The sequence below is a fragment of the Aeromicrobium sp. SP1 genome, from assembly GCF_055663785.1.
Window position 1 is genome coordinate 757,698 of record NZ_JBQVVK010000001.1, and the last position, 26,502, is coordinate 784,199.

Here is a 26,502-nt window from a genome sequence, read left to right on the forward strand (position 1 = left end):
CCTCCTTCTGCATAGAATCTGCGGTGAGCATAATGCTGAGGGCAGACAGAAATGCTCGGAGCATCTTCGACCACCCGGGAGGGCCCATGGCCACCGCGACCTTCGCGAACACGCTGCGCGCGTTGCGTGAGCGCGCGGGAATGACCCGCGCCGACCTGGCGACCGCGGCCGGACTGTCATATCCCTACGTGTCCCAACTCGAGACGGGCCTGCGGAAGCCGTCGCGCAAGGCCGCTGCCGACCTGGCCAGGGCACTCTCGATCGAGCCGCTCGAGTTCGAGGCGACGATTCCGGCCGACGAGTCCGATCCGCAGGACGTCCGGCGCAGTGCACGCCAGTCGGCACGGGTGATCGCCGGGCAGACCTCCACGACCCGGGCGCCCGCGGTGTGGGACGTCGTGCACGATGACCTCGTCCGCCGCATCACCGAACTCGTCGAGCAGGTCGGTCCGGGGGACCGCATCGACCTGATGGCCGACGTGCAGCGCGAGGTGCTGCGCCGACTCGTGACGACCCCGACCCAGGAGGGCAACCACTGATGGCCACTGACCTGCTCTGGCCCCCCAACCCGCATTTCGTCACCGCGTCCGAGGAGGCGGTCTGGAAGGCGTTGCGCGACCAGCTCGGTCCGCGCGACCTGCTGATCGCCAACCAGCGGTTCACGACGCGACAGCGCGACCACGAACTCGACCTCGCGGTCGTGCTGGACGGTCATGGTGTCGTCGTGCTCGAGGTGAAGGGCGGCAAGGTCTGGTTCGAGCGCGGCCAGTGGTGGCAGTCCGCGAACGCGGGGCCGCGGCCCATCGACCCGGTCGGGCAGGCCCTCGGCAACAAGCACGTCCTCAAGGACTGGGTCGAGGCCTCGGACCACTGGCTCGGCCACGGCGCGGTGCGGTGGGCGCACGGCATCGTGCTGCCGCACATGGACCTCGACCTGGCCCTCTCGGCACCGGACCTGACGCGACAGATGGTCGTCGACCGGTCCGACCTGGCCGACATCGGCTCGAAGGTCCGCACGATGGTCGACGTCCTGGACACGACCGCCAGGGCGACCACGGTCGCCGACGCCACCGCGATCCTCGACGCCCTGTCGGGCCGGTTCCTGCCGCAGCGCGGGACGCTCGACCTCGTCGGCGACGCCGTCGCCGAGCGGGACGAGCTGGTCGAACGACTCAGCGAGGAGCAGGCCGTCATCCTCGACGCGATCCGCCTTCTGGACCGGGTCGAGATTCGTGGCGGTGCCGGCAGCGGCAAGACCTGGCTCGCGGTCGAGCAGGCGCGGCGACTCGCCCGACAGGGCCGACGCGTGGCGCTCGTGTGCTACTCCCGTGGGCTCGCGGCGTGGCTCCAGCGGCGCATCGACACCCTGCCCGCGCAGGAGCGGCCGGCGTACGTCGGCACGTTCCACGGGCTCGGCACGGCGTGGGGAGCCGAGGAGGGCACGGACGACGACTCCGACTTCTGGGAGAACCGGCTGCCCGCGCAGATGGTGCAGATCGCCCGCGACCTGCCCATGGCGGAGCTGTTCGACGCGATCGTCGTCGACGAGGCCCAGGACTTCGCCGACGCCTGGTGGCCCGTCGTGCGCGAGTCCCTGAAGTACGAGGATGGCGGCATCTACGTCTTCAGCGACGAGGGTCAACGGATCTTCTCGCGGTTCGGCAACGCCCCCGCGGGGCTCGTGCCGCTCGTGCTCGAGCAGAACCTGCGCAACACCCGGCAGATCTCCGAGGCGTTCGTGCCGTTCGCGCCGAACCCGCTCCGGGCCAGTGACCACGACGGCCCGCCGGTCCGGTTCGTCGAGTGCTCACCGGAGCAGGCGCTCGACGTCGCCGACGACCAGGTGGAGCTGCTCATCGACTCCGGCTGGGAACCGTCCGATCTCGCCCTGCTGGCCACGGGACACCGCCACCCGGAGCAGGCCGAGCGCCAGCGGCGTGGCCAGGACGCCTACTGGGACTCGTTCTGGGACGACGACCAGGTGTTCTACGGGCACGTGCTCGGGTTCAAGGGTCTCGAGCGCCCCGCCGTCGTCCTGGCGATCAACGAGAGGTCCGGGCGCGAACGGGCCCGCGAGCGGCTCTACGTCGGTCTCTCGCGCGCCCGTGACCTGCTCGTCGTGTGCGGAGATCCGCAGCACGTGCTCGATGTCGCCGGACCTGACGTGCTCGCTCGCCTGCGCGGCCGTTGATGCCGTTGGGCGTCGCTGCCAACTCGGCAGCAAAACCCGCGTCATGATATGGGGCGGTCCCCGTCTCATGTGCATGAGCCGCCCGACCGTCCGCAGCATCGACCCGCTGTCGCGTCCCCGGTTGACCGTCGTCCAGGGTGGTGGCGAGTCCGCGGCCGCCCCCGATCGCGCCGACGCGACCGACACGCTCGCGCAGTTGCTCATCGACGCGTTCGGCGACCACGTGCTGTTCCTGTTCCACCGCCGGATCCCCGGCCAGAGCGGCGACCTGCCCGTCATCGCGATCACGTCGTCGGGCGTGCACCTGATCGAGCCGCGCTCCTACCCGGGCAAGAAGGTCCGGACGTGCCGCGACGGCAGCACGTTCGTCATCGACGGTGTCCGGCACACCCGGATCGCCGACCAGATGCAGGACCACGCGGAGGCCCTCCAGGCCGCCGTCTCCACCGGCCCCCTCCCGGACGTGCCGGTCCACACCAGTTACTGCTTCGTCGACGGTGAGCTGCCGATGCGGCCGCTCGAGGTCGCGGGAGTCCGCGTCCTGTCCGTCCGGAGCACCCTCAAGCGTCTGCGTGGCAAGGGCCCGCTCGACGAGCGACAGGTCGAGGCGCTGCACCGCGACCTGTCCCGTCGGCTCGAACGGACCTGACGCCGGGCAGCACACGACGATGGGGCGGTCTCTCGGGTCCGCCCCATCGTCGTGTCATGGCACCGCGATCAGTGACTGATCGCCTTGCCCTCCGCGCCCGCGCCGGTGATCGCGCGGACCTCCATCTCGGCGGCCTTGTACTCGAGGTGCTCCTTGCTCGAGAGCGTGCCGACGATGCCGAGCAGGAACGACAGCGGGATCGAGACCAGGCCCGGGTTCTGCAGCGGGAACCACGACCAGTCCTGGTCGGGGAACATCGCCGTCTCGGCGCCCGACACCGCGGGGCTGAAGAAGATCAGGCCGACCGTGATGATGAGTCCGCCGTAGATGCTCCACAGGCTGCCGCGGGTGTTGAACCGCTTCCAGAACAGCGAGAACAGGATCGTCGGCAGGTTGGCCGAGGCCGCGACCGCGAACGCCAGCGCCACGAGGAACGCGATGTTCTGGCCGTTGGCCGCGATGCCGCCGAGGATCGCGACGATGCCGATGACGATCGCCGCGATGCGCGCGACCTTCACCTCCTGGCCGTCCGGGGAGTTCCCGCGATGGATGACGTTCGTGTAGATGTCGTGCGCGAACGATGCCGACGCCGTGATCGTCAGCCCCGCCACGACCGCAAGGATCGTCGCGAACGCGACCGCCGAGACGATGCCCAGCAGCAGCGTGCCGCCGAGCTCGAACGCGAGCAGCGGAGCCGCCGAGTTGGCGGCGCCGGGTGCCGCCGCGATCTTCTCGGGACCGACGAGCGCCGCGGCGCCGTAGCCCAGGGTCAGCGTGAACAGGTAGAACAGACCAATCAGCCAGATGGCCCAGACGACCGACTTACGGGCCTCCTTGGCCGTCGGAACGGTGTAGAAGCGCATCAGGATGTGCGGCAGGCCGGCCGTGCCCAGCACGAGGGCCAGGCCGAGCGAGATGAAGTCGACCTTCGTGGTCCCGTTGAGGCCGTACTTCGCCCCCGGCTCGAGCGCCGCACCGGCCGCGGCGCCGTCGCCGAGCAGGTCGGAGAAGTTGAAGCCGTACTGGGCCAGCACCCACACCGTCATCAGCAGCGCGGCACCGATCAGCAGGATCGCCTTGATGATCTGGACGTACGTCGTGCCCTTCATGCCGCCCACGAGGACGTACACGATCATGAGCGCGCCGACGCCGGCGATGACGATGCTCTGCCCGGTCTTGTCGTTGACGTTGAGCAGCAGGGCGACCAGGCCGCCGGCACCGGCCATCTGGGCCAGCAGGTAGAAGAACGACACCACGAGCGTCGAGATCGCCGCGGCGGTCCGGACGGGCCGTTCGCGCATCCGGAAGCTCAGCACGTCCGCCATCGTGAACCGGCCCGTGTTGCGCAGCAGCTCGGCGACCAGCAGCAGGGCGACGACCCAGGCGACGAGGAAGCCGACGCTGTACAGGAATCCGTCGTAGCCCGTGAGCGCGATCGCGCCCGCGATGCCCAGGAACGACGCGGCCGACAGGTAGTCGCCGGAGATCGCGAAGCCGTTCTGCCGGCCCGAGAACGCGGAGCCGGCCGTGTACATGTCGGCGGTCGTCTTATTCGTGCGGCTCGCGCGGATGACGAAGAACAGCGTCAGTGCGACGAAGCCGCAGAAGATCGCGATGTTGAGGCCGGTGTTGCCGACCTGCTCGGTGGTGGCCGCAGCCAGTGCGGTGGCGGTCATACGAGGCCCTCGGCTTCCATCTCTTCACGGATCTTCGCCGAGCGCGGGTCGAGCTCGCGGTTGGCGAACCGGACGTACGCCATCGTCACGGCGAAGGTGGCGACGAACTGCAGCAGCCCGAAGATCAGCCCGACGTTGATGTTGCCGAAGACCTTCTGGCTCATGAAGTCGACCGCGAAGATCGACATCAGGACGTACAGGAAGTAGAACGCCAGGCCTGCGGCCGTGGCGGGGATGACCCAGTTGCGGTGCTTGGTGCGCAGCTCCTGGAACTCGGGGGAGGCCAGCACCGACAGGTACGCGGCCTCGCGTTCGGTCGGCGGTGGCAGGGCGGGATCGGTGTTGAGCGGATTGCTCACGGCAACCTCCGGTCGGTGGGTGAGGACTCGACGCGCGGCGTGATCGACGTCACATCGGACGCTAGGGCCCTGCCGACGAGGGCGCATGGCGGCGGTGCACCGCCTGCGACGAACGTGCGGATCCTGCGACGAGCGGTCGAGGACGTGACCTCCGACAGGGTCGGACGGCACGCCGATCAGTTCGCGGGACCGGTGCTCGTCAGGTCGGCCACGAGGTCCTCGACGGCGTCGGTGCCGTGGCGAGCGAGGTGATGGCCCGCGTGCATCACGTACCGGGCCAGTCCGGCGAGCGGGGCGGGCAGGGGTGGCAGGTCGCGCTCGGCCTCGCCCAGTGCTCCGGCCGCATCTCGACCGACGACGTCCGCCGGCAGCGACGCATCGCGCGCCTCGACCAGACCGATCCCGGCCCCGACCCGGGCGGCGCTGCGCAGCAGGTCGACGAGATGGGGCAGGTCCTGCGTACGCGCGTCGAACTCCAGCAGGGGCACGAGGCGCGCGGTCACGACGTCCGCGATCTCCCGCGCGGGCGGCGTGAAGGCCGCGTCCAGGGCCAGCCGGTGCACGGTCGAGGCGCCGAACCCCGATCGGGCCCCCGGCGCGGCGGCCGGCCACGTCGTTCCGTCGAGGCGCGGTGCCGCGAGGGGGATCGGGGCGGGGGAGCGCCGCCACCAGTTCGGACCCATCGCCGCATCGTACGACGTGGTCCCACGAATTCGTCCTGTGAAATCAGGGGCTGGTGGGTCTCCTGAAATAAATGTGAGAAAAGTTGCGTCATGTGACCGACCGCCCCTCGTCTCACGGACAACGAGCCACCCGGTTCGGAACTGCGGAAACTGAGCGAGGAGTACGACGTGGAAGCGACACTGGGACTAGAAAGATTGGTCCCATCCGTCACTTCCGCAACCGATGCGACGCATGGAACCCTTGAGGCCGCCGCGCAGGAGTTGCGCGGCAATCGGAGGGAGCAGGCGATGAAGGTCGACCGCATCTGGTGGCACGAGATCGGTGCCGAGGACTACTTCACGATGGAGAAGTCCGTTCGTGGCCTGCGCGGCCGCACCCCGCTGGAGATCCGGCAGGTCCCCGAGCTGCTCGAGTTCTTCGGCATCTCGCGCACGACCGACGACTGGCAGGACATCCGGATCGTCGCGCGCGTCATCGGCGACCCCGAGGTCTCGGCGGCCATCGTCTTCAAGGCCCACCGCCGCCACGGCGTGTACGAGTTGACCGCCCAGAACCGCAACGACGAGCGCCACGAGCGCCACCCCGCCTGGATGCCGAAGTACGGCTGGCCCGACCTGCGCGTCCCGACCTCGATCGAGGACGCCAAGCAGGTGCTGGCCGAGATCGGCGGACTGCACGTGTACGTCGCCCGCACCGACTCGGGCCAGTACTACGCGGGAATCACGACCGGTGCGTCGCGGCCCCACAACTGGCCGCAGTCGTGCGATCCGCTGTTCAAGGGCTCCGGATCGGGCGTGATCACGGTCGGCAGCGGCTCGGTCCAGACGCTGACCCCGCTCGCGCGCAAGATCCTCGAGGCGTACCGCGACCGCAAGACCGTCCTGGTCTACGGCCCGCCCGCGACCGGCAAGACGCACGCCGTCGCGCAGGTCCGCCAGGTCCTCGACCAGGCCTGGAGCGGCGGCGAGTCGATCGAGCTCGACGCCTACCTGCCCGAGCGTCCCTTCACGTCGGGGTTCGAGTCCTCGCCGATCCCGTCGCCGGTCATCACCGACTGGGTCACCTTCCACCAGGACTACGGCTACGAGGACTTCATCGTCGGCCTGCGCCCCACGGGCGAGGGCATCCGGCTGGCCCCGTTCGCCGGTCGCCTGCTCGACCTCGCGATCCGCGTGGACCGGCAGGGCAAGGGCTCGGGCCTGCTCGTGATCGACGAGATCAACCGCGGCAACGTCCCGAAGATCCTCGGCGACTTCATGACCTACATGGACACCTCGTACCGGCGTGGTCCCGACGGCGACGACCGCTCGGCCATTCCGGTCAACCTGCCGAAGGTCCAGCGCAGCCCCACCGGTGACCCGGTCACCGAGCCGATCTGGATGCTGTCAGGCGACTCGCACATGCTGCCGGCGCCCTGGTACTTCCCGCACGACGTGTTCATCCTCGCGACGATGAACTCGGTCGACCGGGCCGTCGCCCCCCTCGACTCCGCGATCGGCCGGCGCTTCGAGCGCATCGACGCCTACGCGGACCTGGGCTTCCTGGCCGAGCACCTCGGTGTCGACCTCGAGGTCGCGCTGGCCCCGGAGGTCGACGCCGAGCAGTGGACCCCGCAGGCCGCGGCCGTCGCGTTGCTGGCCTACCTCAACGACCAGATCACCGAGCGACTCGGTCAGGACTACGAGCTCGGTCACCTCTACTTCTGGAAGGTTTCGACATGGGAGGACGTCCAGCGCGTGTGGGATCATGACATCTGGCCCCAGATCCGTGACCGCTTCGGGGCGCGTCCGGACCAGTTGGCCGACCTGCTGCGCGTGAACTCGCGCAATGCCCCGGAGACCTACCCCTTCCGCACGCGCACCCTCACGGGCCGTGCCCTCGTGGTCGACCCGCTGATGGGTCGGTCGCACGCGGACACCGCCATCGCGCTCGACTTCCTGGTACGCGGATGATGGCCGACACGACCCTCCTCGAGGGCGGCCCCGCCCAGCCGTTCGCGGGCACGCCGGCCGATCTGGCCGAGCTGCGCCTGCGCTCGTCCGAGCTGGCCAGCCGCCTCGGCCTCGACGAGGAGCCGTTCGTCATCGACGAGGTCCACGGCACGATCCAGGTGCGTCACGTCGCGGGCTTCATCGCCCTGGGCGACTCGACGATCGAGATCATGCCGCACTACCTGCGGCACGATCCGGGCTGGCGCGTCTCGATGCTGACGATGCTGACCACGATCCACCGGCTCGAGTGGGTGCCCGTCGTCGACCGCGGCTCGCGTCACGCGGGCCTGCCGGACCTGCTCGGCATGATTCTCGGCAGCGCGATGGCGCGGGCATCGTCCGAGGGCGTGCCGCGCACCTACGTCGAGCGCTCGGCCGTGCTGCCGTCGATCCGCGGCCAGCTCGACGCCCAGAAGATGTGGAAGCGCGTCGTCGACCCGCACACGGTCGACTGCCGGTTCTCCGAGTTCGTCCCCGACGGACCGATCACGAGCACGCTGAAGTGGGCGTGCGGTGAGCTCGCGGGAGCCGTCCAGCAGCCGTGGCTCCAGTCCGAGCTGCGGCACTACACCGAGCTGTTCCCGGAGGCCGCGAGCGAGCTGCCGCCGCCGGCCATCCTCGACGGCATGCAGCTGACCCCGCAGTTCGGCTTCCTGCACGACGCCCTCGACGTGGCACGCCTCCTCGCGCTCGGTCCGCAGAACGGCTCGAGCAGCCGTCCCGGCGCCCCCGGCCGCGCGTTCCTGTGGAACACCGACGCGATGTTCGGCGACTTCGTCCAGCTGATCGCCGAGCGTGCCGCCCGCGAGTCCGGGTTCACGGCCTACCGTGGCGGCGCGACCCGACGTCTCGGTGACGTCGCTCGGGCGGGTTCGGGTCCGGCGGTCGACACGATCATCCAGTCCGACGCCGAGATGGTGGCCGTCAACGTCACGTCCCGGGAGTACTCCGAGGACCTCGTCGACGAGCTCACCGTGGCGCTCGTGAGCGCCGGCCGCACCCTGGGCGCCTCCGACATCGCGCTGGTCTTCCCCGCGAGCCTGGGTCTGCGCCCGGGCACGCAGTGGCGGGTGCGCGAGCCCGGCGGCCCCTCGATGCTCCATGCGCTGACGGTCGATCCGTCCGGGCTGGGCGAGATGGGCGGGATGGCGCGCGTCGTCAAGGAGTTCGAGCTCGACCTCGGTGCGGTCCTGACGATCGCGCACCGTCGCCCGATCGGCTCGCGCCGACTCGGCGGCATCGCCTGACGCACGCGGATCTCGATACGCGTCTCGCTGCGCTCGCCTGCTACTCGATCACCGGGATGCTCGGCGGTCGAGCTGCCTGCGGGATTCTCGGTGGTCGAGTAGCTCGCGAGCGCAGCGAGCGGCGTATCGAGACCACCTAGCGGCGGAGCCGCACGAGCGACGCCAGCTCGGCGTCCGTGAGCTCGGTCAGCGCCTGCTCGCCGGCGTTGACGACGGCGTCGGCCAGCGCGCGCTTGGCGCTGATCAGCTCGGCGATCGACTCCTCGATCGTGCCCTCGGCGACGAGCCGGTGCACCTGCACGTGCTTGGTCTGCCCGATCCGGTGCGCGCGGTCGGTGGCCTGGTCCTCGACGGCCGGGTTCCACCAGCGGTCGTAGTGGATGACGTGGTCCGCGCGGGTCAGGTTCAGGCCCGTGCCCGCGGCCTTGAGGGACAGCACGAACACGTCGGTCTCGCCGCCCTGGAAGGCGGTCACCATCTGCTCGCGTCGCGCGACCGGTGTGCCGCCGTGCAGGAAGTCGTGGCGGACGCGTCGCTCCTGCAGGCGGCGGGCCAGCAGTCGTCCCATCTGGGCGTACTGCGTGAACACGAGCGCGGCTCCGCCCTCGTCGACGATCTCCTCGATCAGGGCGTCGAAGGCCTCGAGCTTGCCCGAGCGGCCGGTCAGGCGCGCCTGCGGCTCGTGCAGGAACTGCGCCGGGTGGTTGCAGATCTGCTTGAGCTGGGTGAGCAGCTTGACGACGAGGCCGCGCCGCCGGATGCCGGAGGAGTCCTCGATCTCGGCCATCGTGCGCTGGACGACCGCCTCGTACAGCCCGACCTGCTCACGGGTCAGCGGGACGCGGTGGTCGGTCTCGATCTTGGGCGGCAGCTCGGGCGCGATGCCCGGGTCGGACTTGCGTCGGCGCAGCACGAACGGCCGGATCAGCTGCGACAGCTCGGCGGCCCGCTCGGCGTCGTGGTCGCGCTCGATCTGGCGGGACCACTCGCGGCGGAACTGCTCGCGCGTGCCCAGCAGGCCGGGCGTCGTCCAGTCCAGCAGTGCCCACAGCTCGCCGAGATGGTTCTCGACGGGCGTGCCGGTCAGCGCCATCCGGGCGTCGGACTCGATCCGCCGCAGGGCCTGCGCCGCGCCGCTGCCGGGGTTCTTGACGTGCTGGGCCTCGTCGGCGACCACGAGGCCCCAGTGGTGGCGACGCAGCTCCTCGACGCTGGAGCGCATCGTGGCGTAGGTCGTGACGACGAATCCGGACTTCGCGTCGGCCAGCGTGCGGCGCGGGCCGTGGAACCGGTGCACGGGCACGCCGGGGGCGAAGCGCGCGATCTCGCGCTCCCACGTCGCGAGGACGGATGCGGGACACACGACGAGGGTCGCCTCGTCCGGCTCGAGGTGCAGGTGCAGCGCGATCAGCATGAGCGTCTTGCCCAGGCCCATGTCGTCGGCCAGGATCCCGCCGAGCCCGAGGTCGACGAGCTGGCTCATCCAGCGCAGCCCGCGCAGCTGGTACTCGCGCAGCTGGCCGTCGAGGGCCTCGGGCTGGATCGCCGGCGCGATGTCGACGTCCTGCTCGGCCAGGCGGCGCCGGACGTCCTCGAGCCAGCCGACCGTGTCGACCTCCGTCTCGACGCCGTCGATCTCGAGGCTGCCCGTGACGGCGGCGCGCAGTGCGGTGGCCGGGTCGAGCGTCCGGCCGTGGCCCTCGAGCACGCGGTCGACCTGCTGGCGGTCGACCATGACCCACCGGTCGCGCAGCAGCAGCATGCCCGACTGCGACGACGCGAGGGCGTCGACCTCGGCGCGGCTCAGTCGCTCGCCCCCGATCGAGATGCTCCAGTCGAAGCGGAACAACTGGTCGGGGGAGAAGGCCCGCGGGCGATCGTGGGTCCGGCGCTGCTCGAACTCCTCGTGCGCGCGGTCGATCCGGCGCACGACGCCCGTGGCGCGCACGTCGTGGCGCAGGCCCTCGGGCCACATGATCTCGACGCGGTTCGCGAGCGCGGACACGAGCGGCCGGCCCTGGCCCAGCGAGCCGAGCTCCTCGGCCCCGACCTTCGTGCGTCCGTCGACGGCCAGACGCGCGGCCGGCGGCCAGCTGACGGCGAGGCGCTCGAGCATCGCGGCGGTCGCGGGTCGGGCCGCGGGTCCGAGGTGGTGGTCGTCGCGCACCAGCACGGTCGTGGCGGAGACCGCCGCGCGGTTCAGCGCCTGCGGCCGGACGAACAGCTCGAGTTCGGCGACCTCGTCGGGGTCGTCGGTCAGCGTGACGTCGAGCCGGTAGGCGAAGCTCGTCGGTCGTTCGATTGTGGGTCGCGGCTGCTCGGGCTGGCGACGTCGCTGCGGCGTCGTGGCGACCGTGGGGGCGTCCACCACGAGCGCGGCGAGGAACGCGCGCACGGCTGCCTGTCCCTCGGCCGCGGTGGGGCCGATCGCGCGGCCGGCGTCGAGCAGCTGCTGCAGGTCGGACGAGTCGGGGGAGGCGAGCGCGCCGGTCGCCATGAGGCGCAGGGCGAGGATCGCCGGGGTGGCCCACGCGCGGACGGACGGGTCGGCGGACAGGGCACGGATGCCGCCGCTGAGGGGGCCGATCGCCTCGCTGGCGGTGGCCTCCAAGGGGCCGCTGGGCGTGTCGAAGACGAAGCGCGAGGACGCCGCGTCGTCGGCATCGGCGACGAACCGGACCGGGTGTCGCAGCGCGATCTGCAACTCGGTCGGGGTAGCCATCCCTCCATTGTCGCGCACCCCTTCAAGTGGCGGTTCGCGTGGTATAGTTGAATCATCAACTAACAGGAGCTGTGATGAATCTCCGACCCGAGACCGTCCCGACGCACTCGCTGTCCGACCTGGCGAACCGGCTCGTGCCGAGCCCGCGGATGCCCGTGCTCTTCGTGGGTCACGGCAACCCGATGAACGCGATCAGCGACAACGCGTTCACGCGCGAGTGGGAGCGGGTCGGCGCGGGTCTGCCGGCGGCGCAGGCGATCGTCGTGATCAGTGCGCACTGGCTGACGCCGGGCGGCACGCACATCACCGACGCACCCCGCAATCCGATCATCTACGACTTCGGCGGCTTCCCCGACGAGCTCTACCGGGTCGAGTACCCGACGCGCGGCGACGACCGCGTCGCCCGGATCCTGGCCGAGCACCTCGTCGAGTACGAGGCGCGGCTCGACCAGCAGTGGGGACTGGACCACGGCACGTGGAGCGTCCTCACGCATCTCGCGCCCGCACCCCAGGTGCCGGTCCTGCAGATCAGCATCGACTACGCGATGCCGCTGCCGCGCCTGTACGACCTGTTCTCGCGCCTGCGCGACCTGCGCCGTCGCGGCGTCGTCTTCATCGGCAGCGGCAACATCGTCCACGCCCTGAACCGTGTCCGCTGGGGCGGCGGACCGGCGTGGGACTGGGCCGTCGAGTTCGACACCCAGACCGCGCAGGCCCTCGCCGCGGGCGACGTCGCACGACTCGTCGACCCGTACGGCTCGTGGTCGGCCGCCAGGATCGCGGTGCCGACCGACGACCACTACCGGCCGATGGTCGCCGCGCTGAGCCTGCTGGAGGCCGACGAGCAGATCGGCTTCTTCAACACCGAGATCGACATGGGCTCGGTCGGCATGCGGTCCTTCATCACCGCCGCGTGACCCGCAGGGACGCTCACATGTGACCGGTGTCGAGGAACCGCTGGTGCCACGACAGCGCCTCGTCGAGCAGGTGCGGGGTGTGCCGGGCCGTCGGCCGGGCCGCCTTCGCGCGCTCGACGTAGTCCAGCAGCGGGTACCGGAAGTCCGGATGGGCGCAGTGCGCGATGATGCGCTGCGCGCGGTCCGTGGGGGAGAGCCCTCGCAGGTCGGCCAGCCCGTGCTCGGTGACGATGACGTGCACGTCGTGCTCGGTGTGGTCGACATGGCTGACCATCGGCACGATCGTCGAGATCGCCCCGCCCTTGGCCGTCGACGGGGTGAGGAAGAAGTTCAGGAAGGCGTTGCGGGCGAAGTCGCCGCTGCCGCCGATCCCGTTCATGATCGCGCTGCCCATGACGTGCGTGGAGTTCACGTTGCCGTACAGGTCGGCCTCGATCATCCCGTTCATCGCGATGATCCCGAGCCGCCGGATCAGCTCGGGATGGTTGGAGATCTCCTCGCTGCGCAGCAGGATCCGTCCCTTGTAGCCGTTGATGCCCTCGTGGAACCGGGTCATGCCGTCGGCGGACAGCCCGAAGGACGCGGTCGACGCCGCCCGCAGCGTGCCGGAGTCGAGCAGGTCGAGCATGCCGTCCTGCAGCACCTCCGTGTAGGCGACGAGGTCCGTGAAGTCGCTGCCGTCGAGGCCCTGCATCACGGCGTTCGCGACGTTGCCGACGCCCGACTGCAGGGGCAGGAGCTCGGGTGGCATCCGGCCGGCTCCGACCTCGCCGCGCAGGAAGTCCAGCACGTGCCCGGCGATCGCGCGCGACACCTCGTCGGGGGCCGAGAAGGCGGCGCCGGAGTCCGGCTCGCGGGTCTCGACGATGGCGACGATCTTCTTCGGATCCACCTTCAGGTACGGCTCGCCGATGCGCTCCATCGGGTCGGTCATGACGAGCGGGCGACGGTGCGGCGGCAGCGCCGTGCCGTAGTAGATGTCGTGGAAGCCCTCCAGCTCGCGCGGCTGCCAGTGGTTCACCTCGAGGATGACCTTGTCGGCCTGGTCGAGCCACGTCTTGTTGTTGCCGACCGAGCTGCCGGGCACGAGCAGGCCGTCGGACAGGGCCGCCGTCACCTCCACCACCGCGACGTCGAGCGGACCGTAGAAGCCGAACCACATCTGCTGCGCGGAGTGGCTCAGGTGCGCGTCGATGTAGTCGACCTCGCCGGAGTTGATCTCCCGGCGCAGCGTCGGGTCGGAGTTGTAGGGCAGCCGGGTCGAGATCGCGTGCGCCTCCGCGAGCACGCCGTCGGCCTGGGGCGCCGTCGAGGCTCCCGTCCACAGCCCGATCCGGAAGTCGTCGCCGCGGTCGTGGGCGGCCCGGACGCGCGCGGCGAGCGCCGCCGGCAGCGCCTTCGGGTAGCCGGCGCCCGTGAAGCCGCTCATCCCCACGTTGTCACCGGGTCGAATGAACTCGGCGGCCTCCTCGGCCGTCATGATGCGGTCGGCCAGTTCCGGGCTCACGCGTGTCATGGATCGATCTTGGTGGATCGAGGGGGTCAGCGTCACGCGCCGGCAGGGCTCAGTCGCGCAGTTCCTCCGGAACCTCCGGCTCCTCGGCCTCCTGCTCGGCGATCTGCTGGCGCACCTCGTCCATGTCCAGACCCTTGACGGCCTCGATGATCTGGTCGAGCGCGGCGGCGGGCAGGGCACCGGGCTGGGCGTAGACGAGCACGCCGTCGCGGAACGCCATGAGGGTCGGGATCGAGGTGATCTGGACGGCGGCGGAGAGCGCCTGCTCGGCCTCGGTGTCGATCTTCGTGAACGTGACGTCCGTGTGCTTGTCGCTCGCCGCCTCGTAGACCGGGGCGAACTGCATGCACGGGCCGCACCAGCCGGCCCACCAGTCCACCAGGGTGATGCCGTCGGAGGTGACGGTGTCCTGGAACGTGTCGGCGGTCAGGTTGATCGTGGTCATGTCGGTCCTTCGAGTCGAGGCGGCGCGAGGTTCGGTCCGCGCCGGTACGTCGGTGTCAACGTTGCAATCCACTGTGCCATTCCTGCCACTGGGGCATCATCGACCCATGGACCGCAGGGGCCTGATCGTGGGCGGGACGGCGCTGGGCGCCGCCTGGCTCGCCGGGTGCCGTGGTGACCCGGATGCGCCTGAGCCGAGCGCCTCGACGCCCGTGAGCCCGTCGTCGTCGACCCCGTCGTCGACCGCGCCGACGGTCGCGGCGCGGGCGATCGACCCCACCGTCACCGGCACGATCGCCACCGGCCTCAACGTGCCGTGGGCGATCGTCTTCCTCGCCGACGGCACGGCCCTGGTCACCCAGCGTGACGACGCCTCCATCGTCCGCGTCGCGGCCGACGGCACCGTGACGCCGGTCGGCGAGGTGCCCGGCGTCGCTCCCGGTGGTGAGGGCGGCTTGCAGGGGCTGGCCGTCTCCTCCGACGAGTCCGCCGTGTTCGTCTACCTGACCGGCCCGGGCGACAACCGGGTCGTGCGGATCGCCTTCGACGGCGAGCGGCTCGGGCGTGCCGAGCCGATCCTGACGGGCCTGGCGAAGGCCTACAACCACCAGGGCGGGGCCCTGACGTTCGACGAGCGAGGTCACCTGTTCGTGGCGGTCGGTGACGCGGCGCAGAGCGATCTGGCCCAGGACCGCTCCTCGCTGAACGGCAAGATCCTGCGCATCGACACCGACGGCAGGCCGGTCGCCGGGAACCCGTTCGACAGCGAGGTCTGGTCGTACGGCCACCGCAACGTCGAGGGGCTCGCCTGGGACGCGGCGGGACGGTTGTGGGCCAGCGAGTTCGGCGACCAGTCGACGGACGAGCTCAACCTGATCCGGCGCGGCGGCAACTACGGCTGGCCGCTGGCCGAGGGACGCTCCGACGCGCAGGGCCTCGTGCAGCCCAAGGCGACGTGGTCCACCGACGAGGCCTCACCCGCCGGTCTGGCCATCAGCGGCGACCGGGCGTTCGTCGCGGCGCTGCGCGGCGAACGGCTGTGGCAGGTGCCCCTGGACGGCACGTCGGCGGGGGAGCCCCGGGACTTCCTCGTCGGCGAATTCGGCCGCCTGCGCTCGGTGGCCGTCGCGCCCGACGGGGCCCTGTGGGTCGGCACCTCGAACACCGATGGACGGGGTCAGCCGACGGCGCAGGACGACCGACTTCTGCGCATAGCGATCTTCGACTGAGAAATCTCTGGTCCCTTCGGGCCATGTTCGGCTATCCTTCAAGGCGGGGGATCGACCAGATCCACGACGTCACGAGGAATGCAGCGCCTCGGCCGGGTTCGCCCCACGTCGTTGGAGGAAGTCATCTCCCGGGGTCACGCTCCCATATCCGCTTCGGAGGGGCGTGCCGGCGGTGTCAACCGCCTCTGTGAGTCCGGCTCCCTCCCGGCACTGACAGCAAGAACCCCACCACCTCTCGGTGGTGGGGTTCTTGGCGTTCTGCCTGAACGGTCAGCCTCAGAGGGGCCGGATGTTCGCGGCCTGGAGGCCCTTCTGACCCTGCTCGATGTCGAACTCGACCTTCTGGTTCTCGTTCAGCGAGCGGTAGCCCGAGGACTGGATCGCGGTGTAGTGCGCGAAGACGTCCTCGCTGCCGTCGTCAGGGGCGATGAAGCCGAAGCCCTTGTCGGCGTTGAACCACTTGACTGTTCCGGTGGCCATGGTTACTCCTCTAGATTCCAACTGGCGAGAGCCGGGACGAGACCGTCACGCCCGGCGGTCGCGACGCACATCCAACCGCGAGAGGAACCACCCCGAACGGGAACTGCCCTTTTGCTGTCCAACGTCGTGCAACTGAATCCCACCCTACGACACAAGACTGGGCCCGTGTGAACCTCTGACACGCGACTCGGCGTAAACATCTGGTGAACCGGACCGTGTCGTTCCGCGACGATCGGACTACGTCGCTATAGTCAGGAAGAACCACTCTCGTGTGAAGTGGACGTCGACCGGCTCGCGCCGGTCGACGGAGCGGGGGGCGTGCATCCGGGGGGACGGCGCGTCCCCCGTTTCCGTGTCCGCCGGCCGTCTGCTCAGTCCCGAGAGCTGGCGACGCGCACCTCGTCCAGCGCACCGGGTGCACCGCCGAACTCGTCGGCGACCTCGCCGGCCACGTCGTCCTGCGCGAGGAGCGCGTGGCCGTCCTCGTCCATCCCGGCATCGGCGAGCCCGAGGGCGCGATGGTTCAGCGTGAGGACGCCGATCGCCGCGAGCGCCGTGAGGGTCGCGATCGTGAACGGCACGTGCAGGTTGTAGTGCTCGACGAGCTTGCCGGCCGCGAACGGGGCGAGCCCGCCACCGATGAACCGGACGAAGCCGTACGCGGCGGAGGCGACGGGCCGCTCGACGGGCGAGATGACCATGACGGCCTGCGTCGTGAGCGTGTTGTTGATGCCGATGAAGATGCCCGAGACGATCACGGCGACGATGAGCACGGTCTGGTCCGTCGGGAACGCCGCGATGAACGCGAGCACGACGGCGAAGCCGAACAGCGCCCCGTAGAGCGACGGCGCCGTGCCGAAGCGGGCCTGCAAGCGCGGGGCGGCGATCACCGAGAAGATCGCGACGAGCAGCCCCCAGCCGAAGAACACCCAGCCCAGCTGCATGGCCTCGAGCCCCATCGGGAACGGGGCGTAGCCGAGCATCGTGAAGAAGGACCAGTTGTAGAGCAGCGCCGTGATGCTCATCAGCAGCAGGCCGCGGTGGCGCAGCGCCTTCAGCGGGGCACTGAGCGACGTGGCGTGCTCGGGCTTGGGCGTGGCAGGCAGCAGGATCGCCGTGGCGACGAGCGCGATCGCCATCAGGGCGGCGACACCGTAGAACGGTCCGCGCCAGCTGATGTCGCCCAGGAAGCCGCCCAGCAGCGGGCCGGCCGCGATGCCCAGACCGAGCGCGGCCTCGTAGAGGATGATCGCGCCGGCGAACCCGCCGCGGGCGCTGGACACGATCGCCGCGAGGCTCGTGGCGATGAACAGGGCGTTGCCCAGGCCCCAGCCGGCGCGGAAGGCGATGATGCCGCCGATGCTGGACGCGGAGCCGGCGAGTGCCGCGAAGACCACGATGATGACCAGTCCGATGATGAGGGTGCGCTTCGCGCCGATCCGGCTGGAGACCCAGTTCGTGACGAGCATCATCACGGCGGTCACGACGAGGTAGCTGGTGAACAGCAGCGTGACCTGGCTCGGCGTGGCGTCGAGCTGCGAGCTGAGCGCCGGAAGGATCGGGTCGACCAGGCCGATCCCCATGAAGGAGATGACGCACGCGAAGGCGACCGCGTAGACGGCCTTGGGCTGGTGGAACAGGTTCGCCTTGACGGCGGTGTCAGCGTGACTCATGGAGCTCCGTGAAGTGGGTGAGGGCGGGCAGGGCGGCGTCGATCGCGGCGCGGTCGGCGGGGGAGAGGCGGTCGAGCGTCGCGCGGACGGCCGCCTCCTGGACGCGCTGACGTTCGAGCAGGACCTCGACACCGGCGTCGGTGATCGTGATCGCGGTGGCGCGCGCGTCCTGCGGGTCGACGTCGCGGGAGACGAGGCCCTGGGCCTCGAGCCGTTGGACGAGGTTGGTCATCGCCGGCTGGGACACGGCCTCGCGGTCGGCGAGCGCGGTGATGCGCTGTGCGCCCTCGCGGTACAGGACGCTGAGCGTGCCGGCGGCGGCGCGACTGGTCGCCAGCCGCGGCATCTGCCGGATGAGGGTGGTGGTGAACTCGCGCAGCGTCGTCGCGGCGTCGAGGTGCGTCGATTGCATAACCCCGTTATATCACGGGGTTATGCAATGTCTGGGTGGGCGGGGTGTCAGACCTCGTAGTCGACGGTCAGGGGTGCGTGGTCGGACCAGCGCTCGCCCCAGCTGGCGGCGCGGTCGACCGTGGCGGTGCGCGCCGCGGCGGCCAGGTCGGCGGTGGCGAGCTGGTAGTCGATGCGCCAGCCGGTGTCGTTGTCGAAGGCCTGGCCGCGCATGGACCACCACGTGTACGGACCCTCGACGTCGCCGGCGAGCGCGCGGTGCACGTCGACCCAGCCCAGCTCGCCGAAGAACCGGTCGAAGTAGGCGCGCTCCTCGGGCAGGAAGCCGGCCTTCTTGAGGTTGCCCTTCCAGTTGCGGATGTCGAGCTCGGTGTGGCCGACGTTGAGGTCGCCGGTGACGAGCGCATGGCCGGACATCGCGCTCAGCTCGGCCATCCGCTTGGACATCTGGTCGAGGAAGCGGAACTTCTCCTCCTGGCGCGGGGTGCCGGCCTCGCCGGAGTGCACGTAGACGCTGACGACCGTGAGCAGCGAGCCGTCCGGCAGGGCGAGGTCGGACTCGATCCAGCGGCCGGTGTCGTCGAAGAACGCGTCGCCGTTGCCGACCCGGTGCGAGACGGGCTCGAGCCGGCTGATCACGGCGACGCCGGAGCGGCCCTTCGCGGCGGCCTCGGTGTGCACGACGTGGTAGCCCGAGCCCTCCAGCAGCTCGTGCACGACCGCATCGGGTGCGCGGACCTCCTGCAGCGTGACGATGTCGGCGTCGCGCGCCTCGAGCCACTCGCGCATCCCCTTGCGCCAGGCGGCGCGGATGCCATTGACGTTGACGGTCGAGATCCTCAGCACGCTCAGGAGGCTACCGGGCGTGCCCGACAGGACCTCAGCCGGAGAACGGGGGACGCTCGTCGAGCCGGATGGAGCGGCGGCCCGCCCAGCGCCAGATCCGCGCGGTGAGGTCGTGGTCCTCGTCCGTCACGAGGTTGCCCATGACGCGCAGCGCGAACGTCATGAGCCGGTGGGAGCGCATGCCGACGGGGCCCGCGGTGGGCAGCAGGTGCGGCACGGTCAGCAGGCCGGCGAGCCGGCGGGCGATCGAGAACGCCGTGCCGTAGTGGGCCGTCAGCAGGGCGGGCCACGCCTCGGCGGGGGAGTCGCCCAGCAGGAGCAGTTCCGCGCCCAGGCGGCCGGTCTCGAGGCCGTAGTCGATGCCCTCGCCGTTGAGCGGGTTGACGCAGCCCGCGGCATCGCCGACCAGGATCCAGTTCGGTCCGGCGACGCCGGACACGGCGCCGCCCATCGGCAGCAGTGCCGAGGTGGGCATCCGCAGGTCGCCGGCCAGGTCCCAGTCCTCACGCCGCAGGCTGGCGTAGTACTCCATGAGCGGACGGATCTGCACCTTCGCCGGACGCTTCGCGGTGGCCAGGGCGCCGACGCCGAGGTTCACCTCGCCCGCGCCGAGCGGGAAGATCCACCCGTAGCCGGGCAGCAGCTCGCCGTCCTCGCCGCGCAGCTCGAGGTGCGAGGAGATCCACGGGTCGTCGCCACGACCGGACTTCACGTAGCTGCGACCGGCGACTCCGTACGCGGTCTCGCGGTGCCACTCGCGGCCGAGCATCCGGCCGAGCGGGGACCGCACGCCGTCGGCGACGACGAGGCGCCGGCAACCGATCGTGTGACGGCCTGACGAGGTCTGGACGACGACGCCGGTGACGGAGCCGTCCGGTGCGCGCTCGACGTCGACCGCCCGAGCCCCCTCGACCCCGATCGCCCCGGCGGCCAGCGCGGTGTCGCGGATGCGGGCGTCGAGCTCGGTGCGCGGGACGGCCGAGCCGTGGTCGGGCAGCGAACCGCCGGGCCACGGCAGCAGCAGCTCCTGGCCGAACCCGGAGGCGCGCAGGCCGCGGTTGACGGTGTGCGAGCGCACCCAGTCGCCGAGGTCGAGGCGGTCGAGCTCGGCGATCGCGCGCGGGGTGAGTCCGTCGCCGCACGTCTTGTCGCGGGGGAACGTCGCGGCGTCGAGCAGGACCGTGTCGAGGCCGAGCCGCGCGGTCCAGGCCGCAGTCGCCGAGCCCGCGGGACCGGCGCCGACGACGAGGACGTCGGTGGCGGTGGGCAGGCTCATGTGTCGATTCTCCCATCGAGCCCTGACGGGCCGCGTGGGAGGATGGCCCGCATGTCGTCCGCGCCAGCTCCCGACCGGGGGATCGTCCGGTTCGCCTCCCGCGGATCGAGCCACTTCGACGTCCTGCTGGCCCTGTTCTGCGTCGTGATCGTCGTCTCGAACATCGCCGCGACGAAGCCGATCGAACTGGGCTCCGGCGCGGTGACGGTCGGTCCGATCCAGCTCTGGCCGCTCGTGTTCGACGGCGGCGCGGTGCTGTTCCCGCTGGCGTACGTGCTCGGTGACGTGATCTCGGAGGTCTACGGGTTCGCGGCCGCGCGCCGCGCGATCGTCGTCGGCTTCGCGGCGGCGCTGCTGGCGACCGTGACGTTCGCCGTCGTCGACCGCATCCCGGGTGCGTCGTTCTACGAGAACCAGGAGGCGTTCTCCGCGGTCGTCGGCCCGGTCGCGCAGATCGTCGCGGCCAGCCTCGCCGGCTACGTCACGGGCCAGTTCCTCAACGCGTGGGTGCTCGTGCGGATGAAGGAGCGCACCGCCGAGCACCGCCTCGTGGCCCGCCTCGTCGGCTCGACGGGCGTCGGCGAGCTGGCCGACACGTTCATCTTCTGCGCGATCGCGGCCTCCGCGATCGGGATCACGTCGGTCGGGGTGTTCCTCAACTACTTCGTCGTCGGCGTCCTGTTCAAGGTCGCCGTCGAGCTGCTCGTCATGCCGGTCACGGTCCGGGTCATCGGCTGGCTCAAGCGCCGCGAGCCGTCCTACTGGGAGGACCCGGTCGAGCCGGTCAGGTAGCGGCCCAGCCACTCGGTCTTGAGCTCGGCGAACTCTCCGGCCCCGATCGCCGCGCGCATCGAGTCGACGAGGCGCACGAAGAATCGCTCGTTGTGGATCGAGCACAGCGTGGCCGAGTTCATCTCGTTCGCCTTGAACAGGTGGTGCAGGTACGCCTTCGTGTAGTGGGTGCACGTGTAGCAGTCGCAGCCCTCCTCGATCGGGCCGAAGTCCCGTCGCGACGCGGCGACCAGCAGGTTGTACCGACCCGTCGCGGTGTAGACCCGCGACGACCGCGCGACCCGGGTGGGGGTGACGCAGTCGAAGGTGTCGCAGCCGGCCTCGACGCCCTCGAACAGGTCCTCCGGCTCGCCGATCCCCAGCAGGTGGCGCGGCTTCTCGTCCGGCAGCTCGTCGGTGACCCATCGGCAGATCGTGCCGAGGTTCTCCTTCTCGATCGCGCCACCGACGCCGAAGCCGTCGAACGGCAGCGCGGCCAGCCCACGGGCGGCCTTGCGGCGCAGGTCCTCGTGCTGGGCGCCCTGCACGACACCGAACAGCGCCTGACGCGGGTGCCCGGCCCGCTCGACGGTGAGCCGCTCGTGCTCGACGAGGCAGCGCTCGGCCCAGGCCTGCGTCCGCGCGAGGGACTCCTGCTGGTAGTCCCGCGAGTTCATCAGGGTGGTCAGCTCGTCGAACGCGAAGATGATGTCGGCTCCGAGCTGGTGCTGGATCCGCATCGAGACCTCGGGCGTGAACCGGTGCTTCGCGCCGTCGAGGTGGCTCTTGAACGTCACGCCGTCGTCGTCGACGTGGGCGAGCCGGTCCTTGCCGGGGGCGATCACGTCGTCGGCCTGCACGCCGACCGCGTCCATCGCCAGCGTCTTCTGGAATCCCGCGCCCAGGCTCAGCACCTGGAAGCCGCCGGAGTCGGTGAACGTCGGACCGGGCCAGTTCATGAACGCGCCGAGGCCGCCTGCCTCGTCGACGATGTCAGCGCCGGGCTGCAGGTACAGGTGGTAGGCGTTCGCCAGCACCGCCTGCGCGCCGACCTGCGCGATCGACTCCGGCAGGACGGCCTTCACGGTGGCCTTCGTCCCGACGGGGATGAACGCGGGCGTGCGGATCTCGCCGTGCGGGGTCGTGATCGTGCCCGAGCGTCCCGGGGCGTGGTCGAGGGTGCGGCCGACGGTGAACACGGCCCCATCCAAACAGACGGGGCCGCGTTCGACCGCGGCGCGCCTCAGCCGACGCGGCGATCGACCAGGTCGACGCGGGTCGCGTCGCGCTCGGACGACCCCATCGCGGCGGCGAGCCGGTGGTGGACGGCACCCTCGCGGTGACGGCTCTGCCGGTCGAGGGCCAGGCCGAGGGCGGTCTGCGCCCACGCGCTCGTCGGCTCGAGGGTGACGAGCGTGCGGAACGCCTCCTCGGCCGGGCCGAGGTGGGCGGCCGCGAAGTGGGCGCGGCCGAGCAGCTCCCACACGGCGGCGTTGCGCGGCTCGGCCTCGGCGACGGGGGCCAGGACGCGCGCGGCCTCGCGCGGGAAGCGGGACTCGAACAGCTCCTCGGCGTAGCGGAACGCCTCGAACGGGTCCATCGCGGTGATCTTCTCGTCGGTCAGCGTGGGCTTCATCCAGATGGTCATGGTGGACTCCTTCGGCTGCCTCAACCGCGAACGGGGCACCGTTGTTCCCGCGCCACGGCGGTCACAGGAGGCGCCTCACCCGGCGGGCCAGTCGACGTGCGGGGCCCGGGTTCTCGCGGCGGTGCCGCTCGGCATCACGCTTGGCGATCTCCTCGGCCGTCAGCTTGACGAAGCGGACCATCTTCTGGCCGACCGGGTGACCCCAGCCGCCGATGTACTCGTACCGCCAGGCGCCCCACTGGGCCGCCCAGCGCATGTCCGACCGGTAGTACCAGTAGACGTTTCGCTCGCCGAAGAAGCCCTTGCCGTCACGGGTCAGCCGCGCCGCGTCGAGCGGCACGCTCGGCTTCCGCTCGAAGAAGGTCGCATAGAAGGAGCCGCCCGGTGCCATGACCCGGTCGAGGCGGTACAGGCACAGCCGGATGTGGTTCAGCGACACGTGCGTGAAGACCGAGTTGGCGATCGCGAAGTCGAACAGGACACCGAAGTCGGCATCGAACCGGTCGTTCGCCCGCAGGTTCTCGATGGGCTGGCGCGCGCGCTGCTCGTCGGTGAGCTCGACGTCCCAGCCGGCCTGCATGACGGAGTGGTTCGCGTCGATGCCGTAGTAGTTCCCGGGCTCGAGGTGGTCGATGAAGTGCCGGCCGGCCCGGAACGCCCCGCAGCCGACGTCGAGCAGGCGGTGCTGCGGCAGCAGCCCGTGCTCCACCATGAAGTCGAGCTGGCGCAGCCCGTGGGTGCGCCACGCACCGCCCACGTACCGGCGGTGGGCGCCCCGTGCGATCTCGTCGGCGTCCAGCACCTCTCCGGAGTAGTCGGGGTTCATCCGCAGCGCGTCGAGCTCGATCCGGTGCTCGATCCGATCCATGGGAACCTCCTCGCTCGCGGCTCGTCGCCACGCCTCCAGTGTTACGGCGCTGCCTCCCCGGCCCCGGGGGTCGCCTCGGTCTGGACGCTCGGCGACGGCTCGGAGGTCGGGGCGGTGGTGGGCGCGGTCGTCGGCTCCGGCTCCGTCGCCGGGGGCGGGGTCGTCGCCCCGTCGGTCGGGGTGCTCGTCGGTGCGGTCGTCGCGTCCGACGTGGGGTCGTCGGTCGGCTCGGTCGACGGGTCGTCCTCGCCGATCGAGCTGCCGATCGACGGGTTGTCCGGGTTGCCGAACGACGTTCCCGTGATCAGCTCGTACCCGCCGATCAGCAGCAGCGACGTGCCCAGGGCGATGCCGGCCCACGTGAGCACGCGCGGCCACGAGAACCGGCGCTCGGAGTCCTCGACGCTGATCACCGACTCCTCCTCGGTGACCAGCAGCTCGCTGTCGTCGGAGTCGGACGACTGCTCCTCCTTGGCCTTCGCCCGGGTCACGACCGTGCCGCTCTCGGTGATGAAGGTGGTGCCCCGGTCGAGTCCGTTGATGTAGATCGCGGAGGCGATCGAGGCCACCAGGCTGCCGATCGCCGCGCCGATGATCGTGCCCGCCACGCCGAGGTACGAGGCCACCCAGGCAGACGTCATCGCGGCCAGGGCGCCGCCGACGAGCTGCAGCCAGGAGAGGCCGGAGATGGGACCTTTGCGGGACATGGCGTCGAGCCTAACGAAGGCCCGATCGGGCACCGTCCGTCCCGAGGACGGGCTCGACGGCGCCACCAGTGGGATGACGCCGCCGAGGACCGGGGGGAGAGGGGGTCAGACCGAGACGCCCGACAGGACGTCCAGCACCTCCTGTTCCGTCGTCGCCGCGCGCAGCCGGTCGACCTGGCTGGAGTCGCTGAACACGCGCGCGATCTGGGCGATCACGCCGAGGTGCTCGTCGCCCTTCGCGGCGATCGCCACGACGAACTCCGTGGGATTGCCGTTCCAGTCGATCGGCTCGGGGTAGCGCACGAGCGACAACGCGGTCCGGCGCACGGCGGTCTTGCCGTCGTTCGTGCCGTGGGGGATCGACAGTCCGTTGCCCATGTGCGTCGACACGGACTGCTCGCGTTCGTGCATCGACGCGACGTACGCCTCGTCGATCGCCCCCGCGGAGACCAGCAGGGCGCCGGCCTCGTCGATGGCCGAGTCGGCGCCCGTGGCCGTGCCGGCGAGGGTGATGCAGTCGGTCGTGAGCACGCCCTCCTCCATCGCCGGCTCGTCCTCGACCGGGCCGGTCCCCACGTCGGCGGCACCGCCGGCGAGGGTCGCGGCGATCGCGTCGTACTGCGAGCCGTCCATGAAGTTCTCGACCGACACGTGCTGGGCGCCGGGCGCCTTGAGCTTCGCCCGCTCCGTGAGGTCGCGATGGGTCACGACCAGGTCGGCGGAGTCGTCGAGGTTCGCGATCGCCTTGTTGACGACCTTGACGTCCGTGACGCCGGCCTCCTTGAGCTTGCGACGAAGGAGGGAGGCGCCCATCGCGGACGAGCCCATGCCGGCGTCGCACGCGAACACGATGTCGTTGATCTTCTGGTCGAAGTCGGGGGTCAGCGTCGACGCGACGGACGCCTTGCCCTTCATCGCCACCATGTCCTCGGTGGCCTTCGACAGGTCACCGGCGTCCTTGCTGCGGTCGATCTTGAGCAGGAACGAGGCGACCAGGAAGGTCACGCCCGCGGCGCCGATGACCGACAGCGTCACCGGGACGAGGGCGCTGGGCGGCGACTGCGCCCACACCGAGATGATCGAGCCCGGCGCCGCCGGGGCACGCAGGCCACCGTCGAGCAGGACGTTGATCGTGACACCCGTCATGCCGCCGAGGATCACGGCCAGCACCGTCTGCGGCTTCATCAGCACGTAGGGGAAGTAGACCTCGTGGATGCCGCCGACGAACTGGATCAGGGCCGCGCCGGGCGCCGACGCCTTGGCCATGCCGGTGCCGAAGAAGGAGAAAGCCAGCAGCAGGCCCAGGCCGGGACCGGGGTTCGCCTCGAGCAGGAACAGGATCGACTGGCCCTGCTCGGCGGCCTCGGCGGTGCCCAGTGGGGTCAGGATGCCGTGGTTGATCGCGTTATTGAGGAACAGCACCTTCGCCGGCTCGATGAAGATCGAGGTGAGGGGCAGCAGGTTGTGCGAGACGAGGTAGTCCACGCCCTGCTCGGCGATGTCGCTGAACTTGTCCACGATCGGACCGACGGCGAACAGGCCGACGCCTGCGAGCAGGCCGCCCCAGATGCCGGCGGCGAAGTTGTCGACGAGCATCTCGAAGCCGGGTTTGATCTTGCCCTCCCACAGGGCGTCGATGCGCTTCATGGAGGCGCCGCCGAGGGGGCCCATGATCATGGCGCCGAGGAACATCGGGACCTCGCTGCCGACGATGACGCCCATCGTGGCGATCGAGCCGACGACGCCGCCGCGGACGCCGTAGACCATGGATCCGCCGGTGTAGCCGATCAGCAGCGGCAGCAGGTAGGTGATCATCGGGCCGACGATGCCGCCGCCGTCGTGGGCGCCCCAGCCGCCGATCTGCTCGGCGAAGGGGTACTTGCCGGTGTAGCCCAGCCAGTCGCCGACGAGCGTGACCCAGCCGGTCTCGATGAACAGGGCCGTGATGAGGCCCCACGCGATGAAGGCGCCGATGTTCGGCATCACCATGTTCGACAGGAACGTGCCGAACTTCTGTACCCGCACGCGGGTCCCGACGGACTGGGTGGTCGTCGTCGCTGACATGTGTGTACCTCCGAAGGCTCGTGTGATGAGCATCACATCCCTTGACCAGTAAACAACACGAACGGGCATGTTGCCAAGCAATCTCACAGTGGCAATGCCCGAGTATGTGGAATGTGACCTAGATCTCGGCTAC

At 70.5% G+C, this 26,502-nt stretch carries 24 protein-coding genes; 8 read left to right on the forward strand and 16 right to left on the reverse strand.

The window, feature by feature from the left end; genetic code table 11:
* Window positions 1-86 precede the first annotated feature (86 nt).
* The 3 genes from ACT26F_RS03675 (at window position 87) to ACT26F_RS03685 (ending at window position 2,840) form a co-directional block, all read left to right on the forward strand.
* Window positions 87-539: a helix-turn-helix domain-containing protein gene (locus ACT26F_RS03675; RefSeq protein ID WP_471669135.1), complete on the forward strand. Its 453-nt coding sequence runs from the start codon at window positions 87-89 to the stop codon at window positions 537-539.
* Window positions 539-2,191, forward strand: a complete 1,653-nt coding sequence (locus tag ACT26F_RS03680; protein WP_471669136.1) for a nuclease-related domain-containing DEAD/DEAH box helicase — start codon at window positions 539-541, stop codon at window positions 2,189-2,191. Before ACT26F_RS03675 ends, ACT26F_RS03680 begins: the two co-directional genes overlap by 1 nt.
* A gap of 73 nt (window positions 2,192-2,264) precedes the next feature.
* Window positions 2,265-2,840 (forward strand): hypothetical protein, encoded by a 576-nt coding sequence (locus ACT26F_RS03685; RefSeq protein ID WP_471669137.1) that lies wholly within the window; start codon window positions 2,265-2,267, stop codon window positions 2,838-2,840.
* Between the two features lie 68 nt (window positions 2,841-2,908).
* Here ACT26F_RS03685 and ACT26F_RS03690 read toward each other — a convergent pair whose 3' ends face one another.
* The 3 genes from ACT26F_RS03690 to ACT26F_RS03700 form a co-directional block, all read right to left on the reverse strand.
* Complete coding sequence (locus ACT26F_RS03690) at window positions 2,909-4,516, reverse strand: solute symporter family protein (RefSeq protein WP_471669138.1); 1,608 nt, start codon at window positions 4,514-4,516, stop codon at window positions 2,909-2,911.
* Window positions 4,513-4,875: a DUF485 domain-containing protein gene (locus tag ACT26F_RS03695; RefSeq protein ID WP_471669139.1), complete on the reverse strand. Its 363-nt coding sequence runs from the start codon at window positions 4,873-4,875 to the stop codon at window positions 4,513-4,515. The genes ACT26F_RS03690 and ACT26F_RS03695 overlap by 4 nt, the downstream gene beginning before the upstream one ends.
* A gap of 176 nt (window positions 4,876-5,051) precedes the next feature.
* Window positions 5,052-5,558, reverse strand: coding sequence for a hypothetical protein (locus ACT26F_RS03700; RefSeq protein ID WP_471669140.1), 507 nt, complete (start codon window positions 5,556-5,558; stop codon window positions 5,052-5,054).
* A 288-nt stretch (window positions 5,559-5,846) separates the two neighbouring features.
* Here ACT26F_RS03700 and ACT26F_RS03705 point away from each other — a divergent pair, with 288 nt between their 5' ends.
* Window positions 5,847-7,511, forward strand: coding sequence for an AAA family ATPase (locus ACT26F_RS03705; RefSeq protein WP_471669141.1), 1,665 nt, complete (start codon window positions 5,847-5,849; stop codon window positions 7,509-7,511).
* The gene (locus ACT26F_RS03710) at window positions 7,511-8,797 is read left to right on the forward strand and encodes a 5-methylcytosine restriction system specificity protein McrC (RefSeq protein ID WP_471669142.1); all 1,287 of its coding nucleotides are present in this window, start codon (window positions 7,511-7,513) and stop codon (window positions 8,795-8,797) included. The genes ACT26F_RS03705 and ACT26F_RS03710 overlap by 1 nt, the downstream gene beginning before the upstream one ends.
* Window positions 8,798-8,933: 136 nt before the next feature.
* On the opposite strand, the gene ACT26F_RS03715 is transcribed toward ACT26F_RS03710, so the two are convergent.
* Window positions 8,934-11,519: a DEAD/DEAH box helicase gene (locus ACT26F_RS03715; protein WP_471669143.1), complete on the reverse strand. Its 2,586-nt coding sequence runs from the start codon at window positions 11,517-11,519 to the stop codon at window positions 8,934-8,936.
* A gap of 74 nt (window positions 11,520-11,593) precedes the next feature.
* On the opposite strand from ACT26F_RS03715, the gene ACT26F_RS03720 reads away from it, so the two are divergent.
* On the forward strand, window positions 11,594-12,436 hold the full coding sequence (locus tag ACT26F_RS03720; protein WP_471669144.1) for a dioxygenase family protein: 843 nt from the start codon (window positions 11,594-11,596) through the stop codon (window positions 12,434-12,436).
* 13 nt (window positions 12,437-12,449) lie between these two features.
* Here the strand turns inward: ACT26F_RS03720 and ACT26F_RS03725 are convergent, their stop codons facing one another.
* Window positions 12,450-13,952 (reverse strand): acetyl-CoA hydrolase/transferase family protein, encoded by a 1,503-nt coding sequence (locus ACT26F_RS03725; protein ID WP_471669145.1) that lies wholly within the window; start codon window positions 13,950-13,952, stop codon window positions 12,450-12,452.
* Between the two features lie 49 nt (window positions 13,953-14,001).
* Window positions 14,002-14,397 carry a thioredoxin family protein gene (locus tag ACT26F_RS03730; RefSeq protein ID WP_471669146.1) on the reverse strand — a complete coding sequence of 132 codons (396 nt, stop codon included), beginning with the start codon at window positions 14,395-14,397 and terminating at the stop codon, window positions 14,002-14,004.
* Between the two features lie 106 nt (window positions 14,398-14,503).
* On the opposite strand from ACT26F_RS03730, the gene ACT26F_RS03735 reads away from it, so the two are divergent.
* Window positions 14,504-15,625 carry a PQQ-dependent sugar dehydrogenase gene (locus ACT26F_RS03735; RefSeq protein ID WP_471669147.1) on the forward strand — a complete coding sequence of 374 codons (1,122 nt, stop codon included), beginning with the start codon at window positions 14,504-14,506 and terminating at the stop codon, window positions 15,623-15,625.
* A gap of 276 nt (window positions 15,626-15,901) precedes the next feature.
* On the opposite strand, the gene cspE is transcribed toward ACT26F_RS03735, so the two are convergent.
* From cspE to ACT26F_RS03760, 5 genes are all read right to left on the reverse strand, one after another.
* Window positions 15,902-16,105 carry a transcription antiterminator/RNA stability regulator CspE gene (gene cspE, locus ACT26F_RS03740; RefSeq protein ID WP_471669148.1) on the reverse strand — a complete coding sequence of 68 codons (204 nt, stop codon included), beginning with the start codon at window positions 16,103-16,105 and terminating at the stop codon, window positions 15,902-15,904.
* Between the two features lie 371 nt (window positions 16,106-16,476).
* The gene (locus ACT26F_RS03745) at window positions 16,477-17,778 is read right to left on the reverse strand and encodes an MFS transporter (RefSeq protein ID WP_471669149.1); all 1,302 of its coding nucleotides are present in this window, start codon (window positions 17,776-17,778) and stop codon (window positions 16,477-16,479) included.
* The gene (locus ACT26F_RS03750) at window positions 17,765-18,190 is read right to left on the reverse strand and encodes a MarR family winged helix-turn-helix transcriptional regulator (protein ID WP_471669150.1); all 426 of its coding nucleotides are present in this window, start codon (window positions 18,188-18,190) and stop codon (window positions 17,765-17,767) included. Before ACT26F_RS03750 ends, ACT26F_RS03745 begins: the two co-directional genes overlap by 14 nt.
* Window positions 18,191-18,237: 47 nt before the next feature.
* A complete protein-coding gene (locus tag ACT26F_RS03755; RefSeq protein WP_471669151.1) occupies window positions 18,238-19,035 on the reverse strand; it encodes an exodeoxyribonuclease III in 798 nt (265 codons plus the stop codon).
* 34 nt (window positions 19,036-19,069) lie between these two features.
* Window positions 19,070-20,311, reverse strand: coding sequence for a geranylgeranyl reductase family protein (locus tag ACT26F_RS03760; protein WP_471669153.1), 1,242 nt, complete (start codon window positions 20,309-20,311; stop codon window positions 19,070-19,072).
* A gap of 51 nt (window positions 20,312-20,362) precedes the next feature.
* On the opposite strand from ACT26F_RS03760, the gene ACT26F_RS03765 reads away from it, so the two are divergent.
* Window positions 20,363-21,103: a queuosine precursor transporter gene (locus ACT26F_RS03765; protein ID WP_471669154.1), complete on the forward strand. Its 741-nt coding sequence runs from the start codon at window positions 20,363-20,365 to the stop codon at window positions 21,101-21,103.
* Here ACT26F_RS03765 and tgt read toward each other — a convergent pair.
* The 5 genes from tgt to ACT26F_RS03790 all read right to left on the reverse strand — a co-directional run bounded on the left by tgt (window position 21,070) and on the right by ACT26F_RS03790 (window position 26,369).
* The gene (gene tgt / locus ACT26F_RS03770; RefSeq protein WP_471669155.1) at window positions 21,070-22,281 is read right to left on the reverse strand and encodes a tRNA guanosine(34) transglycosylase Tgt; all 1,212 of its coding nucleotides are present in this window, start codon (window positions 22,279-22,281) and stop codon (window positions 21,070-21,072) included. The genes ACT26F_RS03765 and tgt overlap by 34 nt on opposite strands.
* Window positions 22,282-22,325: 44 nt before the next feature.
* Window positions 22,326-22,730, reverse strand: coding sequence for a tetratricopeptide repeat protein (locus tag ACT26F_RS03775; protein ID WP_471669156.1), 405 nt, complete (start codon window positions 22,728-22,730; stop codon window positions 22,326-22,328).
* Window positions 22,731-22,791: 61 nt separating this feature from the next.
* Complete coding sequence (locus ACT26F_RS03780; RefSeq protein WP_471669157.1) at window positions 22,792-23,598, reverse strand: class I SAM-dependent methyltransferase; 807 nt, start codon at window positions 23,596-23,598, stop codon at window positions 22,792-22,794.
* 41 nt (window positions 23,599-23,639) lie between these two features.
* Window positions 23,640-24,305 carry a hypothetical protein gene (locus ACT26F_RS03785; RefSeq protein ID WP_471669158.1) on the reverse strand — a complete coding sequence of 222 codons (666 nt, stop codon included), beginning with the start codon at window positions 24,303-24,305 and terminating at the stop codon, window positions 23,640-23,642.
* Window positions 24,306-24,410: 105 nt separating this feature from the next.
* Window positions 24,411-26,369, reverse strand: coding sequence for a PTS mannitol transporter subunit IICBA (locus ACT26F_RS03790; protein WP_471669159.1), 1,959 nt, complete (start codon window positions 26,367-26,369; stop codon window positions 24,411-24,413).
* Window positions 26,370-26,502 lie beyond the last annotated feature (133 nt).

Bases quoted from the DNA above. Each gene is read 5' to 3' on its own strand.
- ACT26F_RS03675 (WP_471669135.1), top strand. From the start codon at position 87: ATGGCCACCGCGACCTTCGCGAACACGCTGCGCGCGTTGCGTGAGCGC.
- ACT26F_RS03680 (WP_471669136.1), top strand. From the start codon at position 539: ATGGCCACTGACCTGCTCTGGCCCCCCAACCCGCATTTCGTCACCGCG.
- ACT26F_RS03685 (WP_471669137.1), top strand. From the start codon at position 2,265: ATGAGCCGCCCGACCGTCCGCAGCATCGACCCGCTGTCGCGTCCCCGG.
- ACT26F_RS03690 (WP_471669138.1), bottom strand. From the start codon at position 4,516: ATGACCGCCACCGCACTGGCTGCGGCCACCACCGAGCAGGTCGGCAAC.
- ACT26F_RS03700 (WP_471669140.1), bottom strand. From the start codon at position 5,558: ATGGGTCCGAACTGGTGGCGGCGCTCCCCCGCCCCGATCCCCCTCGCG.
- ACT26F_RS03705 (WP_471669141.1), top strand. From the start codon at position 5,847: ATGAAGGTCGACCGCATCTGGTGGCACGAGATCGGTGCCGAGGACTAC.
- ACT26F_RS03710 (WP_471669142.1), top strand. From the start codon at position 7,511: ATGGCCGACACGACCCTCCTCGAGGGCGGCCCCGCCCAGCCGTTCGCG.
- ACT26F_RS03715 (WP_471669143.1), bottom strand. From the start codon at position 11,519: ATGGCTACCCCGACCGAGTTGCAGATCGCGCTGCGACACCCGGTCCGG.
- ACT26F_RS03720 (WP_471669144.1), top strand. From the start codon at position 11,594: ATGAATCTCCGACCCGAGACCGTCCCGACGCACTCGCTGTCCGACCTG.
- ACT26F_RS03725 (WP_471669145.1), bottom strand. From the start codon at position 13,952: ATGACACGCGTGAGCCCGGAACTGGCCGACCGCATCATGACGGCCGAG.
- ACT26F_RS03730 (WP_471669146.1), bottom strand. From the start codon at position 14,397: ATGACCACGATCAACCTGACCGCCGACACGTTCCAGGACACCGTCACC.
- ACT26F_RS03735 (WP_471669147.1), top strand. From the start codon at position 14,504: ATGGACCGCAGGGGCCTGATCGTGGGCGGGACGGCGCTGGGCGCCGCC.
- cspE (WP_471669148.1), bottom strand. From the start codon at position 16,105: ATGGCCACCGGAACAGTCAAGTGGTTCAACGCCGACAAGGGCTTCGGC.
- ACT26F_RS03745 (WP_471669149.1), bottom strand. From the start codon at position 17,778: ATGAGTCACGCTGACACCGCCGTCAAGGCGAACCTGTTCCACCAGCCC.
- ACT26F_RS03750 (WP_471669150.1), bottom strand. From the start codon at position 18,190: ATGCAATCGACGCACCTCGACGCCGCGACGACGCTGCGCGAGTTCACC.
- ACT26F_RS03760 (WP_471669153.1), bottom strand. From the start codon at position 20,311: ATGAGCCTGCCCACCGCCACCGACGTCCTCGTCGTCGGCGCCGGTCCC.
- ACT26F_RS03765 (WP_471669154.1), top strand. From the start codon at position 20,363: ATGTCGTCCGCGCCAGCTCCCGACCGGGGGATCGTCCGGTTCGCCTCC.
- ACT26F_RS03775 (WP_471669156.1), bottom strand. From the start codon at position 22,730: ATGACCATCTGGATGAAGCCCACGCTGACCGACGAGAAGATCACCGCG.
- ACT26F_RS03780 (WP_471669157.1), bottom strand. From the start codon at position 23,598: ATGGATCGGATCGAGCACCGGATCGAGCTCGACGCGCTGCGGATGAAC.
- ACT26F_RS03785 (WP_471669158.1), bottom strand. From the start codon at position 24,305: ATGTCCCGCAAAGGTCCCATCTCCGGCCTCTCCTGGCTGCAGCTCGTC.
- ACT26F_RS03790 (WP_471669159.1), bottom strand. From the start codon at position 26,369: ATGTCAGCGACGACGACCACCCAGTCCGTCGGGACCCGCGTGCGGGTA.